Annotated in this window: 11 protein-coding genes and 2 pseudogenes; 9 read left to right on the forward strand and 4 right to left on the reverse strand. The window is 40.0% G+C overall.

Translation table 11 applies throughout. The features are described 5' to 3' along the window. Window positions 1-233 precede the first annotated feature (233 nt). Together HWQ37_RS22000 and HWQ37_RS22005 are read left to right on the forward strand one after the other, a co-directional pair. A pseudogene (locus HWQ37_RS22000) lies at window positions 234-752 on the forward strand (adenylate/guanylate cyclase domain-containing protein); the annotation flags it as partial. Between the two features lie 260 nt (window positions 753-1,012). Further along, entirely contained in the window at window positions 1,013-1,318 is a 306-nt protein-coding gene (locus tag HWQ37_RS22005; protein ID WP_292750844.1) for a hypothetical protein, read from the forward strand. A 49-nt stretch (window positions 1,319-1,367) separates the two neighbouring features. On the opposite strand, the gene HWQ37_RS22010 is transcribed toward HWQ37_RS22005, so the two are convergent. Then, window positions 1,368-2,342, reverse strand: coding sequence for a 2-hydroxyacid dehydrogenase (locus tag HWQ37_RS22010; RefSeq protein ID WP_292750845.1), 975 nt, complete (start codon window positions 2,340-2,342; stop codon window positions 1,368-1,370). Window positions 2,343-2,670: 328 nt separating this feature from the next. Between HWQ37_RS22010 and HWQ37_RS22015 the strand changes: the two genes are divergently transcribed. The 3 genes from HWQ37_RS22015 to HWQ37_RS22025 all read left to right on the forward strand — a co-directional run bounded on the left by HWQ37_RS22015 (window position 2,671) and on the right by HWQ37_RS22025 (window position 4,786). Further along, on the forward strand, window positions 2,671-3,312 hold the full coding sequence (locus HWQ37_RS22015; RefSeq protein ID WP_292750847.1) for a hypothetical protein: 642 nt from the start codon (window positions 2,671-2,673) through the stop codon (window positions 3,310-3,312). A 41-nt stretch (window positions 3,313-3,353) separates the two neighbouring features. Next, window positions 3,354-3,527 (forward strand): BsuBI/PstI family type II restriction endonuclease, encoded by a 174-nt coding sequence (locus tag HWQ37_RS22020; protein ID WP_292750849.1) that lies wholly within the window; start codon window positions 3,354-3,356, stop codon window positions 3,525-3,527. Window positions 3,528-3,730: 203 nt separating this feature from the next. Next, window positions 3,731-4,786, forward strand: coding sequence for a glutathione S-transferase family protein (locus HWQ37_RS22025; RefSeq protein WP_292750851.1), 1,056 nt, complete (start codon window positions 3,731-3,733; stop codon window positions 4,784-4,786). Window positions 4,787-4,989: 203 nt separating this feature from the next. Here the strand turns inward: HWQ37_RS22025 and HWQ37_RS22030 are convergent, their stop codons facing one another. The 3 genes and pseudogenes from HWQ37_RS22030 to HWQ37_RS22040 all read right to left on the reverse strand — a co-directional run. Continuing rightward, window positions 4,990-5,814, reverse strand: a complete 825-nt coding sequence (locus tag HWQ37_RS22030) for an HAD-IIB family hydrolase (protein ID WP_292750853.1) — start codon at window positions 5,812-5,814, stop codon at window positions 4,990-4,992. A 90-nt stretch (window positions 5,815-5,904) separates the two neighbouring features. After that, window positions 5,905-7,161, reverse strand: coding sequence for an iron-containing alcohol dehydrogenase family protein (locus HWQ37_RS22035; protein WP_292750855.1), 1,257 nt, complete (start codon window positions 7,159-7,161; stop codon window positions 5,905-5,907). 625 nt (window positions 7,162-7,786) lie between these two features. After that, window positions 7,787-7,954 (reverse strand): annotated as a pseudogene (locus HWQ37_RS22040) (IS701 family transposase); the annotation flags it as partial. Window positions 7,955-8,195: 241 nt separating this feature from the next. On the opposite strand from HWQ37_RS22040, the gene HWQ37_RS22045 reads away from it, so the two are divergent. The 4 genes from HWQ37_RS22045 (at window position 8,196) to HWQ37_RS22060 (ending at window position 13,609) form a co-directional block, all read left to right on the forward strand. Beyond that, a complete protein-coding gene (locus HWQ37_RS22045; protein WP_292750857.1) occupies window positions 8,196-9,080 on the forward strand; it encodes an aspartoacylase in 885 nt (294 codons plus the stop codon). Between the two features lie 413 nt (window positions 9,081-9,493). Continuing rightward, complete coding sequence (locus HWQ37_RS22050; protein WP_292750859.1) at window positions 9,494-10,477, forward strand: polysaccharide deacetylase family protein; 984 nt, start codon at window positions 9,494-9,496, stop codon at window positions 10,475-10,477. Window positions 10,478-10,688: 211 nt separating this feature from the next. Continuing rightward, window positions 10,689-13,121: a dynamin-like GTPase family protein gene (locus HWQ37_RS22055; protein ID WP_292750861.1), complete on the forward strand. Its 2,433-nt coding sequence runs from the start codon at window positions 10,689-10,691 to the stop codon at window positions 13,119-13,121. Window positions 13,122-13,228: 107 nt separating this feature from the next. Then, window positions 13,229-13,609: a KGK domain-containing protein gene (locus HWQ37_RS22060; RefSeq protein WP_292750863.1), complete on the forward strand. Its 381-nt coding sequence runs from the start codon at window positions 13,229-13,231 to the stop codon at window positions 13,607-13,609. The last annotated feature ends 181 nt before the right edge of the window (window positions 13,610-13,790 follow it).

A 13,790-nucleotide genomic window follows, 5' to 3' on the forward strand; every position in this document is an offset into this window, starting at 1 on the left:
GGGAGACAAGGGAGACAAGGGAGACAAGGGAGACAAGGGAGACAAGGAGATAAACAAAACTCCTAACTCTTGGAAAGACTTGGGTTAATCGCGTCTCTACTTTTAACTCCTAACTCCTAACTCCTAACTCAGCACTCAGCACTCAGCACTCCTAACGCCCAATGCCCAATAAATAAATAGTTCTGTAGTTGAGTGGAAAATCTGACTCTGCTTTTGGGAATACTTGATTTATTGCGATCGCACTTACTCAGTATATTGCTCAAAGCGCTACCGAAATGCGAAAAACCCTCGGTCGCTATCTAACTGATGAAATCGTTGCCAATATCCTCGAAACTCCTTCTGGGTTCAAGCTAGGGGGAGAACGGAGAAAAGTAACGGTTATCGTGTCTGATTTAAGGGGATTCTCGGCTATTTCGGAACAATTGCGCCCCGAAGAAGTAGTAAAGATTTTGAATCTTTATTTGGGAATAATGACAGATGTGATTAACCACTATAAAGGCACGATTAATGAGTTTATGGGTGATGGGATTTTTGTGATTTTTGGTGCGCTAATTAGTCGCAAAGATGATTCTCAACGAGCGATCGCCTGTGCTATTGCTATGCAATTGGCAATGCAGCAAATGAATTTCCCAATCCTGGAAATGGGAATTGGAATTAATACAGGTGAGGCTGTGGCGGGAAATGTTGGTTGTCAAAAACGCGCTCAATATACAGTTATTAGCAGTCATGTTAATTTAGCTGCCCGAATTGATTGAAATGGTAACTAAGGGAGGTATATGTAAATAGGGTAAACCAAAAAAGTAGGTAGTCTAGCTTTTTGGAAAACAGTAACAATTGTTGCTGATAGAACCAAGCGATCGCGGTAAGATTTTGGACTTAAGTACGATCTAACTCCAATAACTCCTTAATAATTCGTAATTCGTAATTTATGGTGTGAAGCAACTAAGTTGAGTTGTGGGGTTAAAAATATGATTTCTTCTAAAACTGAGATTCAATTACACCCAAAGAACAAATGACAAACGGAAACAAATTTCAAAGATTAGTAGAACTTGCAAATGATTATGGAATTATTTGCGAACCAACACCAGAAGAATGTTTGATTGCATCTTTGCCTGGAGAAGATGATTTCTTGTTAGCTTTTACTTGGTCTGGTACAGTTGAGGGAGAGCCACCAGAGCATGAATTAATTGCAATTAGTGTACAGGATCTAGTCAAAGAAGTTACCGTTGCAGCTTGGCAGATTCCTTTTTATTTATTCGGAAACGTTTTAAGGCAAGCTCAAATGCTTGTCGCTGCCCACAAAGATTTTGTTAGCTAACAAGAGACAAGCTAAAAACTGCTATCCCTGTTAACTTTGGCAGGGATTTTTATTTATAAATTTCAGGGTTGACACAATAAGCTAGACGATCGCCTCTCAATCCTGCGATTAAATTAGCGATCGCCATTGTTGCCATTTTTGAGCGCGTTTGACGGCTAGCACTGCCGATATGAGGTGCAATAATTAGATTTTCTAGAGTCAACAACAGGCTATCGCTGGGAATCGGTTCTGGTTCGGTGACATCCACAGCCGCCGCCGCAATTTGACCGCTTGCAAGGGCGTGATACAAAGAATCTGGATCTACAATAGTTCCCCGTGCCGTGTTAATCAAAATAGCCGATCGCTTCATCAACTCAAATTGGCGATCGCTAATCAAATGGTAAGTATCATCAGCCGATGGTGTGTGCAGAGTTACGAAATCAGACTCTTGCAGTAAGTGTTCTAACGTAGCAAATTCCACACCTAAAGATTGTTCTAATTCTGGGCTGCATCGTTGCCTACTCGTATACAAAATCTGCATTTCAAACCCTTGGGCGCGACGAGCTATAGCTTGACCAATCCGCCCAAAACCAACAATCCCCAAGGTAGCACCCGTAACATTTGGCCCCAACAACAAATCTGGTTCCCAAGTCTGCCATAACCCCGCACGAGTAAACCTATCTGCCTCCACTACTCGCCGTGCAGCTGCCATTAGTAAAGCCCAGGCGAAATCTGCGGTAGCATCGGTTAACACCCCAGGAGTATGACCGACGGGAATTTGCCGTGCTGTAGCGGCAGCAATGTCAATGTTATCGTAACCTACCGCCATTTGACTGATGACTTTGAGTTTCCCTGACTCGATCAGTTGCCGATCGATTTGGTCAGTCAGCAGACATAACAAACCATCTATTTCCTTGACTTTTTCTAGTAAAATTTCGTATGGAGGGGGTTGGCGTTCTGGCCAAACTTCTACAGTAGCGAGCGATCGCAGTTGCTCTAATTCGATAGGTAGGCGACGAGTAATGAAGACTTTAGCCTGAAGCATAGTTTTGCAATAAGAGCCTACAAAAAATTCTGGCAAAACTGGCAATATAAATTATCCGTCTTTCAAGTCCCTACAAACTAGCGATGCCTACGCTAGTTTTGCTCTCATTTTTCTAACTTCATTAGTTTCTCTAATTTGTCAATGCGCCAACGAAGTCGGTCAGCAATTCCAAATTCAAAAATTTAGGATGGGTCAATCATAACATTATTATAACAATATCTAACACCAAGCCGTTTCACAGCTATTGGCGAAATATCTCCATTGGAAGATTGCGAACAAGGATGTAAATCTGCTTAAATACATTACCTCTTATTCAAAAAGGTAAATGATGTTTAAATCAACAGCTTTAAGATATGTACCGTTCGCTTTAACTTTAATCGGTTTAGTGCCAAGCACTGCTGTAGCAGGAACATTAACAACTTACCCATTTAACGCTACTTACGATGTTGTGGTAACAGCTAAGGAAATCACGCCAGATATAGAACAAACATTCATCTCTGGTACAAGTACTGATGCTGCTTATGGACTGACCAAAGTTAACGGACTAGCCTACTCTCAGACTAACTTCACTAGCGGTATCTTTAGTTCTAACACTGACCCCAATACTTTCGGCTTGCAAGGATACCCACTTGGCTACATTGCATTTTCTGGCAATGGTAACGATAGTTTGTCTGGAAACCAAATAACATCTGGATTAATTGATTTTAGTACGCTCAAGGTGACATCTTCTGGGACTGTTACGCTCAGTGGTGGGTCAGGGCAATTCGGAAATGCTACTGGTATATTGACCTTTTCTCAAGTTCAACCACTTAGTTTACAGCCAGGTGTAGTCTTAAAAGGAGAGGCGAAAGTAAATGGCTCGTTGCAAGTAGTTTCAGTCCCAGAACCAAAAACTGATGCAATACCGCTCGTGATTGGGATGATTGCTGCTATTATGAAGACCAGTTTTACATCCAAGCGAAACAATTAATTTTGTATCTACAAGGACAAATTCAAGAATAACAAAATATTTTGATTGAGAAGATTATTAAGGAGTTTGCAGAACGTTTTACACCTGGAGATAAACTGGTTTATGTTGGTGATACAGATGGAAAATTTGCACATTTTAATGAAGTGGGATTGAGAGATTTAGACGTTACTATACCGGTTATCAATTGGATGAGAATACCAAAGTCCTTGCTGTAAAATCATTTCAGGAAAGTTTTTGTATCTGATTAAACTGCACACCGCTATATCGATATTTTTATATAGATCCAATAGTTTATGCAAAGCGTAGTAGAGTAAAGTAATAAATCTCAAGGCACGTGTAGGCATGGAGAACTACCAAGTATAAATTTAACAGCGTATACAGTAGTAACGTCGATCCCTCCCAAAGCAAAATTGTCGCCATGAGCAACTCAACTCCAATGGATGACGATAAAAATCCCCCAAAGAAAAAGGGCAAATCGCTTCCTCCTAAGCTGATTATTTGGCTAGGAAAGTTTGTCTGGACGACTATGTGGCAAATAATGATGTCAAACCTTGCTCCGCGCAATCAGTCGGGAGCGTATATTCGTCCTAATAGCCAGTTTCGCAAGTTTATCGGCACAGAGCCAGGGAATCCACACCCACCAGCAACGGGGCGCTACAAACTCTATGTTGGGCTGGGCTGTCCTTGGGCGCACCGAACCTTGGTTGTGCGATCGCTAAAAAAACTCGAAGCGGTAATATCAGTATGTATCGTCTCTCCTTCGCCCATTGAAGGCGGTTGGATATTTAACGATGAAGTTGAAGGTTGTCGCACACTGGCTGAATTTTATCAGAAGGCAGAACCCGGTTATAGTGGACGCTCTACAGTTCCAGTATTATGGGATAACCAAACAAAAGCGATCGTCAATAATGAGAGTTCAGAGATTATCGTGATGCTGAACTCAGAGTTTAACGAGTTCGCCAACAATCCGACCTTAAATCTTTACCCAGAAGAACTTAAAGAGAAAATTGACTGGTGGAATGAGAAAATTTACCACGCGGTAAATAACGGAGTATATCGCTGCGGCTTTGCCCAAACTCAAGAAGCATACAATCAAGCCTGTAATGAACTGTTCGCAACTCTCGATGAGATTGAGCTTGCATTGCAGACTAATCGATATCTCTGCGGAGAGAATCTCACACTTGCAGATGTGCGTTTATTCACAACATTATTTCGGTTTGATAGTGCCTATTATGGGCTGTTTAAATGCAATCGGCAGCGAATTCGAGACTATCAGCATCTCGGAGCTTATCTGCGCGATTTGTATCAGCTTCCAGGCGTGGCTGACACTTGCGACGTAGAAACTGTGAAGCGGGATTACTACGGAAACCTATTCCCACTCAACCCCGGTGGCATTATTCCCAATGGGCCTGATATGTCCTATCTGAATCAACCACACGATCGCGATCGCATCGGCAAGGTAAATGCTTCATAGGTACACATCAATACTCACTCGTAAATTTGGGAAGGTATTACGGGATTCTAGAGATTAAGGAACATGGATTAAATAAGATGCAAAACTTCATCCTGTCTCTAACTTCCCTCTCCTTTATAAGGAGAGGGATTGAGGGTGAGGTAAACCAGGGACATAAATTGTATATTATTTAATTCTTATTCCTAACTCAAATTTAATTCTCACTAACTTTTGGCTAGTTGTAAGCTTTTCAAAATATAACTAGATAACTCACAAAACCCTTCTCCTTCAGAAAATTTGGTAACATAGGCGGGCAGATGTTGCAACTGATTCGCATATTCCAAGACGTTAGCTACACCTACAGACAAAGGAAAATAATCCTGCTGAAATAAACTTTCATCATTAGGACTGTCGCCAACAGTCACAATTTGTTCTGGTGAATATTCAGGAAAGTACTCGCGCAATACCTGCAATAATCCTACAGCCTTATCTTGTCCTTGGGGTTTAATGTGACACTGTACATTGCTGTAGGTGAATCCCCAACCCATTTCCTGACATAAATTCTCTAGAGTTTTGAGTTCATCTAGATTCAAATCGGCTACGTCAAAAGTCCAGTCAGTAATCCGAAAGCGATTATCAGTAGATTCCTGAATTTGGGGAAATTTGGTTTGTAATTGCTTAAAAGTCGTAGCTAAATGCTGGCGATGTTCAGCTAAATCAGGAATGGGTGTTAAGACTAATGGTTTTTGGTTATCAGGCGGAAAAAACAAACCACCGTTTTCCGCAATTGCACATTGTACTGGCATCAAGCTACTGAGTCCACTCACCCATCCAGATGAACGTCCGGTGATAATTAGTACCTTAATCCCAGATGCAGCTAAATCTTCCAAGGCTTGCAGTAGTCCAACAGTAAATTTTCCGCGTCTAGTCAGAGTTCCATCCATATCTGTAGCTATAAGACGAATGTTGCTCAAGCGAGTCGATGCAATTTCAGACAGTGGAGTGGGGTTAATGGAACTTTTGATAGGGATACTCAAATTTATAGACATCTGGTTTTTCTCACTTTCGTTTATAGCTTTTTATCAGTATACGTAGACTTGATTAGCAAAGTAGCTTTCGCTAATGGGAGTTGTCATAGATCAGATTTTTACTAGCTCAACGTGATTTTTGTTCACAGAACTAGCAGCTTTAACATAGTCGGCATAGGCATCCCGAATAGTATCTAAGCTGAGGTCGAGGTGTTCTAGGATGGTGTAGCGCCCTGGCCGAGTCTGCGGAGCAAACAACACAGCCTGGGCAAACTCTTCATCACTGAAACCAATCTCTGCTGCGGTAATCGGTAGACTGTGCCGAGACAGGCACTCTGCGATCCGCCCAGCCATTTCGCTGTCGCCGCGCAAGTAGGTAGCAAAAGCCGCGCCGATGCCGACCTGTTCGCCATGCAAGGCATTACGCCCTGGAAAAAGTATATCCAAGGCGTGGGATATCTCATGACAACCGCCACTACAAGGGCGGCTGCTACCGGCAATGTTCATGGCGATGCCAGATACCACAAGGGACTCAGCGAGTATGGTCAACAAACCGTCATCTTGGAGTGTGCCAGGGTGGTGCAGCAGTGATTGAGCAGCAGTGTGGGCCATGGTGATGGACAGACGGTTGAGCGGCTCCTTAGTTTCTTGATGAGAAAGATCCCAGTCAGCGATCGCAGAGATATTGGATACTGTATCACCAATACCGGCTGCAACGAAACGGCTTGGAGACTGGCGGATAACGTCAAGATCGACGATGACGATGATGGGGATCGGTACGCTGTAGGAACTGCGTCCAGCATCGCTGTCGAGGATCGAGACTGGGGAACAGATACCATCGTGGGCGAGGTTTGTGGGTACAGCAACAAGGGGCAGTCCGATCTGGGCGGCGGCATATTTAGCTGTGTCAACAATCTTCCCACCACCGATTCCAACTACTACGTCATAGCGACCAGAGCGCATTTGCTCGGCAAGCTGGACGGCTGAATCCAAGGTGCAGTCAGTGACAGTGTGCCATCTGGCATTAGGTAGCACCGGGGCAAGGCGTTGGGCGATCGCTTTGCCCGAACCAGGACTGACCACAACTCCAATGTTTCCAGAAGTTGATAATCCTTGGCTGGCGAGGATACTGCTCAGGTCGTTTAAGGCTCCAGCCCGAATTTCAATGGTAATGGGCAATCGAATCATTTGTGTCAGTGCCGACACCGACTCTACCGAATCTTTGCTAGGCCTTTGTCGTTGTCCAACTTGACCCAAAGAACCTCGCCGATGAACTGCATGTCTACGCACTCCCCACGGATGAATATCTCCTGTTAGTCGTACTAGTTGGAATTCTTTTAAACTGTTGAGTTGTTGATTCATTGTCATTTTCTTGTACAAAATAAATAATTTGTCGATCCTAAAATCAACAATTTTGATGCGACGATCTAGGCAAAATACAACGACTTACATTGAAAAGTAAGTCTTTGATAACCGGATAATCACTAAAGTAAATTAAATTAAAATACTCTTCTTGTCTTGACTTTTATCAGGTTTGAAGTGACTTTGATTAGAGGCACGGGGCAGAGAAAAAAGTACAAACCTAGTGGAATTTGGGAGCCACTGCGGTGAACGGCTTAAGAGGCAATAAGCATTTCAGGCTCTTTTATGGCTATTTTTTGTTTCAGTCCCATTAACCACATTTAATTGTTGAAAATACTTGGCGATTAGGAATTATGAATTGACAAAAGACACCATCTATAAATTCTAGATAATTCCATGCTGCTAAGATTGGTAAGAATATGCTCACGTAGAACTAAAGCAAACAGATTCATTGTGTACTTCATAGAAATTGCTAATTAACGGCTTATGTGAGTTGAAGGCTAAAACAACATAGTCTCGTTCATAAGGCTATAAGTTTACAATTCAAGCTAAGGCTGAAACCTTTAATATTGCTTGAGAATTTTTAACTCACATAAGGCGTAATTATCTTTTCAGAGCGCATAAACTAAAATTTGACAAAGGCTTGAAGTGAATAAAATATGTGAGTCTTGATTGCGTAAATATCTCTGAGCATGAACCCACAAATTCCACATAGTTATTTTATTGCCTGACGAAAGGTTTCAATACCCCAATGATTGTCATGAATTGTCATGAATTGACTTCTGATTATCTCCGGTATTTTGTTGCCCTGTTACTTTTCTTTTTATATCAGACATATAATTTAATAGAGTTAATTTTAAGTTAAAAATATATTAAATTAACAAAAGCACAGCTCATAATACCTATAAATTAAATTAAGATAATTATTCGATTAAATTCAATACCTTTGCCCAAAAAAGAGTATGAACAGATAGGGCTGATGTAGTAGAGTTAATTGAGAACTGATACCTAAATGGCTGCATTGCGGAGTTAGGGTAATAGTGAACCAGATTAATCGAGTTGCAATTGTTGGTGGAACTCATGGTAATGAGTTTACAGGAGCCTACCTGATTCAAAAATTCGCCCAGTTTCCCGATTTAATTACTAGACCAAGTTTTGAGACAATCACTCTGTTAGCAAATCCTCATGCTTTTGCCGCCGGGAGGCGATATCTAGAGAAAGATTTAAATCGCTGTTTTCTCAAGCAAGATTTGCAAGATCCGACGCTGAAAAGTTACGAAGAATTGCAAGCTAAATTAATCCAGAATATTCTAGCATCAAATGGGGATCGACAAGCAGATTTCATCTTAGACTTGCACAGCAGTACAGCTAATATGGGTCTGACAATTATTGTTGATAACAGTCACCCCTTTAATTTGAAATTAGCTGCTTATCTGAGCCAGATTAATCCTTTAATTAAGGTTTATCGCTGCTCTTTTAAATCAATTGAAGAAAACCCATTTGTAAATTCTCTGTGTGAATTAGGCTTTGCGATCGAGGTTGGCCCAATTGCCCAAGGTGTTTTAAAAGCAACGCTGTTTAAACAAACCGAGGAACTTGTTCATGCGCTTCTGAACTATCTAGAACAGTTTAACCAGGGTGAAATAGTATCAAATAACGAAACGCTAATTCTATATGACCACTTATCAGTTGTAGACTACCCAAAAAAATCTGATGGGACAATCTTTGGAATGATTCATCCAGAGCTTCAAGATAAGGATTATCAAGCCTTAAACCCAGGAGATCCAATTTTTATAACTTTTGATGATAAAACAATTATTTATGAAGGTGGATCTACCGTTTGGCCAATTTTTATTAATGAGGCTGCTTACTATGAAAAAGGAATTGCCATGTGTTTGACTCAAAGGCAGCAAGTCAATATCTAGGATGTGGATCGATAATAAAATAGGACTTACGCAAAAACCCTCTCAAACTCTGATTTCTCCGTGAACTCTGCGTCCTCTGTGGTTCGTTTTCCGTTACCTATGCGTAAGTCCTATAAATGTCTAAAACCCTTACGTAATGGTAATTACGAATTACGAATTCCGCCTTGCGGTGCTAGTGCGATCGCAAAAACCTACTTATGTAAGTTTATATGTATCTTGGTTATAATGTATTAATTTCTTTGTGTCCAACTCTTACGAGACGCTAACGCGAATGCGGTTCGTTCCTTATATAGTTTGGCGCATCTTCATACAGAATTGATATCAGCGCTAACCCTGCTATGGAACTTGACTGCTAAAATCCAAATCTAACAATATAATTCACGCTTAAATTTGTCCAAATACTTGAACTTTTAATGAAAATTAAGCAAAAAATAAACAAACCAATAGCAAGTCTTTCTTTAGACTTAGATAATATTTGGTCTTATTTAAAAAATCAGGGCGCTCCGGGTTGGGAGACTTTTCCTTCTTATTTGGATATCGCAGTACCTCGTTTTTTAGATATTCTCCAGCAATGGGATTTGACAATCACAGTATTCATTGTCGGTCAAGATGCAGCGCTAGAAAAGAATACTAAGGCAATACAAGCGATCGCTAGCGCCGGTCACGAAATTGGCAACCATTCATTCTATCACGATCCTTGGCTACATCTGTATTCAGAGAATGAAATTGAAGAAGAGGTGGCACTCGCCGAAGAACATATCAAGCGCGTCACTCATCAACATCCTATCGGCTTTCGGGGGCCAGGATACAGTTTTTCTCCAGCAGTATTGAAAGTTTTAGCACGACGAGGATACGAATATGATGCTTCGACTTTTCCCACATTTTTGGGGCCGATAGCACGAGCATATTATTTAATAACTTGTAAATTGAGCAAGGAAGAACGTAAAAAACGAGAAGCCCTATTTGGCGGTTTTAAAGAGGGTTTGCAGCCTCTCAAACCTTACCAGTGGCATCTAGATAAGGATAAACTGACAGAGATTCCCGTTACCACCATGCCAATTTTCAAAGTACCAATTCACTTCAGTTATATAATGTTTCTGAGTACATTTTCTTCGGAATTGGCGTTACTCTATCTGCGAATTGCCTTGTGGCTGTGCAAACTTACACGTGTCCAGCCTTCTTTGCTACTGCATCCTACAGACTTTGTAAGTCAAGAAGATGTGCCAGAATTATCATTTTTTCCTGGGATGAGTGTCCCTACTTACAAAAAGCTGGCAATAGTAAATAAAAGTTTAGAAATTATATCCAGTCAGTTTAATGTTTTGACTGTTGGACAACACGCTAAATTTGCAGCCAATGGCGGTAAATTGCCTGTATTAGTGCCTCAAAAGAGGTAAAAATGTGTTTGACAAAATTCTTTAAGCTTTGTCTTAAATCCTCGTGGGGTTTCAATCCAATCGCAAAAATTTTCATTACTAAATAGTCATTAATTAGTGGTTGAAGTAATATCCGGCAATTCAACCACATAAAAATTCTCAGGAATTTTACTGAACCATCAAGACAATAAATATTACTAATATATAGAGAAATATTGTCAGGATGCCGAAGATGTCAGATTTCCCACTTCAGTGCCAAAATTTGCAAGAGCAGGTTGAATCTATATTACAACTTTTACAACAAGAACCAACGCTACGTTCTCATGATATTACATCTGTACAAACTTCTTTAAGTAAGGCAATTTCTCCCAAGTTTGAGATTGTATTTGCAGGTGCGTTTAGTGCCGGGAAATCAATGCTAATCAATGCACTATTAGAAAGGGAATTACTCTACAGTGCAGAGGGACACGCAACAGGTACAGAATGCAGAATCGAGTATGCAGAAGTAGATAAAGAACGTGTTGTTTTGACATTTTTAAGTGAAGCAGAGATTCGAGAACAAGCAGTTTATTTATGTCAGCAGCTAAAATTTAAAACAGTAGCTAATATGAACCAACGTGATGTAATTAACTTGCTACGTGAAGATTCTGAAGCGATTATTCAGCAGGAGGGTGGTGAGAGTAAATCAGAACGTGCAAAACAGGCGAAGGCGTTAATGTTGTTGCTACAGGGATATTGGGCAAACCGCGATCGCATCAACACTGTGATTAATGCTACATATTCAATGGAGCAATTTAACTTTTCTAACCTTAAGGAAGCGGCTGAATATGCTCGTCGTGGTAGTAATAGTGCAGTATTGAAGCGGATAGAATATTACTGTAATCATCCTTTGCTACAAGATGGCAATGTAATTATTGATACGCCTGGTATAGATGCACCTGTAGAAAAAGATGCACAGCTAACTTATACCAAAATTCAACATCCTGATACTTCGGCGGTGGTGTGTGTGCTAAAACCTGCTTCGGCGGGCGAGATGACAAAAGAAGAAACAGAACTTTTGGAATTAATGCGGGAGAATGGGGGAGTACGCGATCGCGTTTTCTATGTCTTCAACCGGATCGATGAAACTTGGTATAATACTCAGCTACGGCAACGATTAGACGATTTAATTAGTGGGCAGTTTCACAATACAAGCAAGGTTTATAAAACCAGTGGATTATTAGGATTTTATGGCAGTCAGATTAAACAGACAAGTCAACGAGATAGATTTGGTTTAGATTCTGTTTTTGCAGAAAGTATTAAAGGCTTGGATGGGAAAGAAGAAACACCACAATTTGTCTATGCATTTAACAACTACTGTGTAAATTCAGGAAAACTATCTTCCACTAAATTTCTTGTTTCTGTTAACGGCTATGAAACCCCAAATCAAAATTATGTACGGATTTTGGGAGATTGGGGAAATGAACTTATAGAACAGCTAATTAAAGATAGTGCAACTGAAGAATTTTCCACAGCAATTACTCGCTATCTCACTGAAGAAAAGCGTCCCCAATTATTTAAAAATCTTGCTGATGATTTGGAAGATATTTGTATTAAACTGAAGAAACATTATCAGAGTCTCCAACGCGATTTAGATAGTCAACCCCAAGAAATTGAGACGATGAAGGCGCAAGAGTTGCAACGGTTGAATCAGCAACTCCAGCAAATTGGCAGAGAATTTAGTGAGCATATCACAGAAGAAGTTAACCAGATTATTAATAATTCTTGTGATGCTTTTGAAGCTGATTTTAAGCAGTTGCAATCACGAATGATTCGCCGTCTAGATGAGTTGCTAGATACTTTTTCTGTAGCTTATGCTTATCGACGTGCAACCAGCAGTCATCCGCGCAACGCTACTGCACCTTTGCTTGCTATTTTAGTAGAGGCATTTTATTACTTAGCAAATCAATTAGAAGATATTTTGGTTGAATCTTCTCAGCAAGTAGTTGCAAATTATTTTCAACGGTTGATTGAAAAGGTTCGCAAGTCAGAATATTATCGCCAGTTGTACCGTTTATTAGATTGTGATGGTGGTATTGAACAAGAGATCAGAACTGTAGAAAAAAGAGTTACTCAAGCATTAGTAAGTGCAGCTAGTGTAGAGTGCGATCGCTTTGTGCGAGAAAGCCCTAGATTTTACGATGAAGGCACTTTTTCTATATATCAATTTCGCCAGACTTTATTACAAACTTCTCAAGGTTACGATGCTGAAAGTATCGTGGAAGCAGAACCGGCAATTAGGCAATTATTGAAGTTAGATTTTGAACCAAAAGTTTCTCAAACTATTCGTAAATCTTTTCGTCAAACCATTAATCAAACACTGAAAACTCAGTTATTACCAATGGCGGATCAGCAAGCCGATGAAATTTTGCAGCAATACCCACAGGCGCGTGCTTATTTAGAGAAAACATTGGAACAAGAAGCTGAAGAAAAAATTGCGAAGAATCGGCGATTGTTAGATATTGTTGAAGAAAATATTGCCGCATATAATTCAGCAGTTTCTAGTATTAATATTTGTTTACAGGCAATGCAATTATATGACCATCTTTTACCTATAATTGGTGATTTGTTTGATACTGATAGTAAGTTTGCTAATAATGGGTTTTTGATTTCAGATGTGGTATAAGAGGTTTAATTTTAAGCTTAAAGATAATTGTAGCTTTTAGTGAGTGATTTAGCACTCACTAACTACAGTTTTGTATAAAGTGTAAAAATTTAAAAATTGAGGTTGATATGCAAGATGAATTCAAGCAAATACAGTGTAACGATGGTGATGTTTTGGACTTCGGAGGCAACACATATAAAATTGCTAAATTTAAACAAGCAATGGATACCTCATTTAACTCCACGGTAGAATTGGCATTGAATCAAGAATTAAGTAGGCAAGGAATAAATAGAAAACAGTCTCCGAATGGGAATTGGTTTCAGAAGGGTATAGATTGCGAAATTTTAACACTAGGTTCTCAAAGCTGGAAAAAGGGTAAAGTGAAAATTAAAATAAGCGTTGAATTTTATGTTGAAGAGGAAGATGTAGAAATAACTAACATCAACAATTCAGAAATCACGGAACCAGAATCGCCTCTTGATGATCTTCGCCGGATGATTAATGAGTAAAATTAGTCAATCAAAATTTACATATAGCAATCTTATTTGATTTGTGTTGGCGTAGCCTGCCGTAGGCATAAATTCGCGGTGTCCAGATCCCCGACTTCTTTTAGAAGTCGGGGATCTAACTTTTTCGGCTCTTGCGCTACTTTTATGGTAAAAGTTAAAATAATTTAAATTTCATGCCTAT

Source organism: Nostoc sp. NMS4, assembly GCF_017115095.1.
Taxonomy (GTDB): Bacteria; Cyanobacteriota; Cyanobacteriia; order Cyanobacteriales; family Nostocaceae; genus Nostoc.

What these genes read in the sequence shown, in the direction of transcription:
- HWQ37_RS22005 (WP_292750844.1), top strand. Translation starts at nt 1,013, where the DNA reads ATGACAAACGGAAACAAATTTCAAAGATTAGTAGAACTTGCAAATGAT.
- HWQ37_RS22010 (WP_292750845.1), bottom strand. Translation starts at nt 2,342, where the DNA reads ATGCTTCAGGCTAAAGTCTTCATTACTCGTCGCCTACCTATCGAATTA.
- HWQ37_RS22015 (WP_292750847.1), top strand. Translation starts at nt 2,671, where the DNA reads ATGTTTAAATCAACAGCTTTAAGATATGTACCGTTCGCTTTAACTTTA.
- HWQ37_RS22025 (WP_292750851.1), top strand. Translation starts at nt 3,731, where the DNA reads ATGAGCAACTCAACTCCAATGGATGACGATAAAAATCCCCCAAAGAAA.
- HWQ37_RS22030 (WP_292750853.1), bottom strand. Translation starts at nt 5,814, where the DNA reads ATGTCTATAAATTTGAGTATCCCTATCAAAAGTTCCATTAACCCCACT.
- HWQ37_RS22035 (WP_292750855.1), bottom strand. Translation starts at nt 7,161, where the DNA reads ATGACAATGAATCAACAACTCAACAGTTTAAAAGAATTCCAACTAGTA.
- HWQ37_RS22050 (WP_292750859.1), top strand. Translation starts at nt 9,494, where the DNA reads ATGAAAATTAAGCAAAAAATAAACAAACCAATAGCAAGTCTTTCTTTA.
- HWQ37_RS22055 (WP_292750861.1), top strand. Translation starts at nt 10,689, where the DNA reads ATGTCAGATTTCCCACTTCAGTGCCAAAATTTGCAAGAGCAGGTTGAA.
- HWQ37_RS22060 (WP_292750863.1), top strand. Translation starts at nt 13,229, where the DNA reads ATGCAAGATGAATTCAAGCAAATACAGTGTAACGATGGTGATGTTTTG.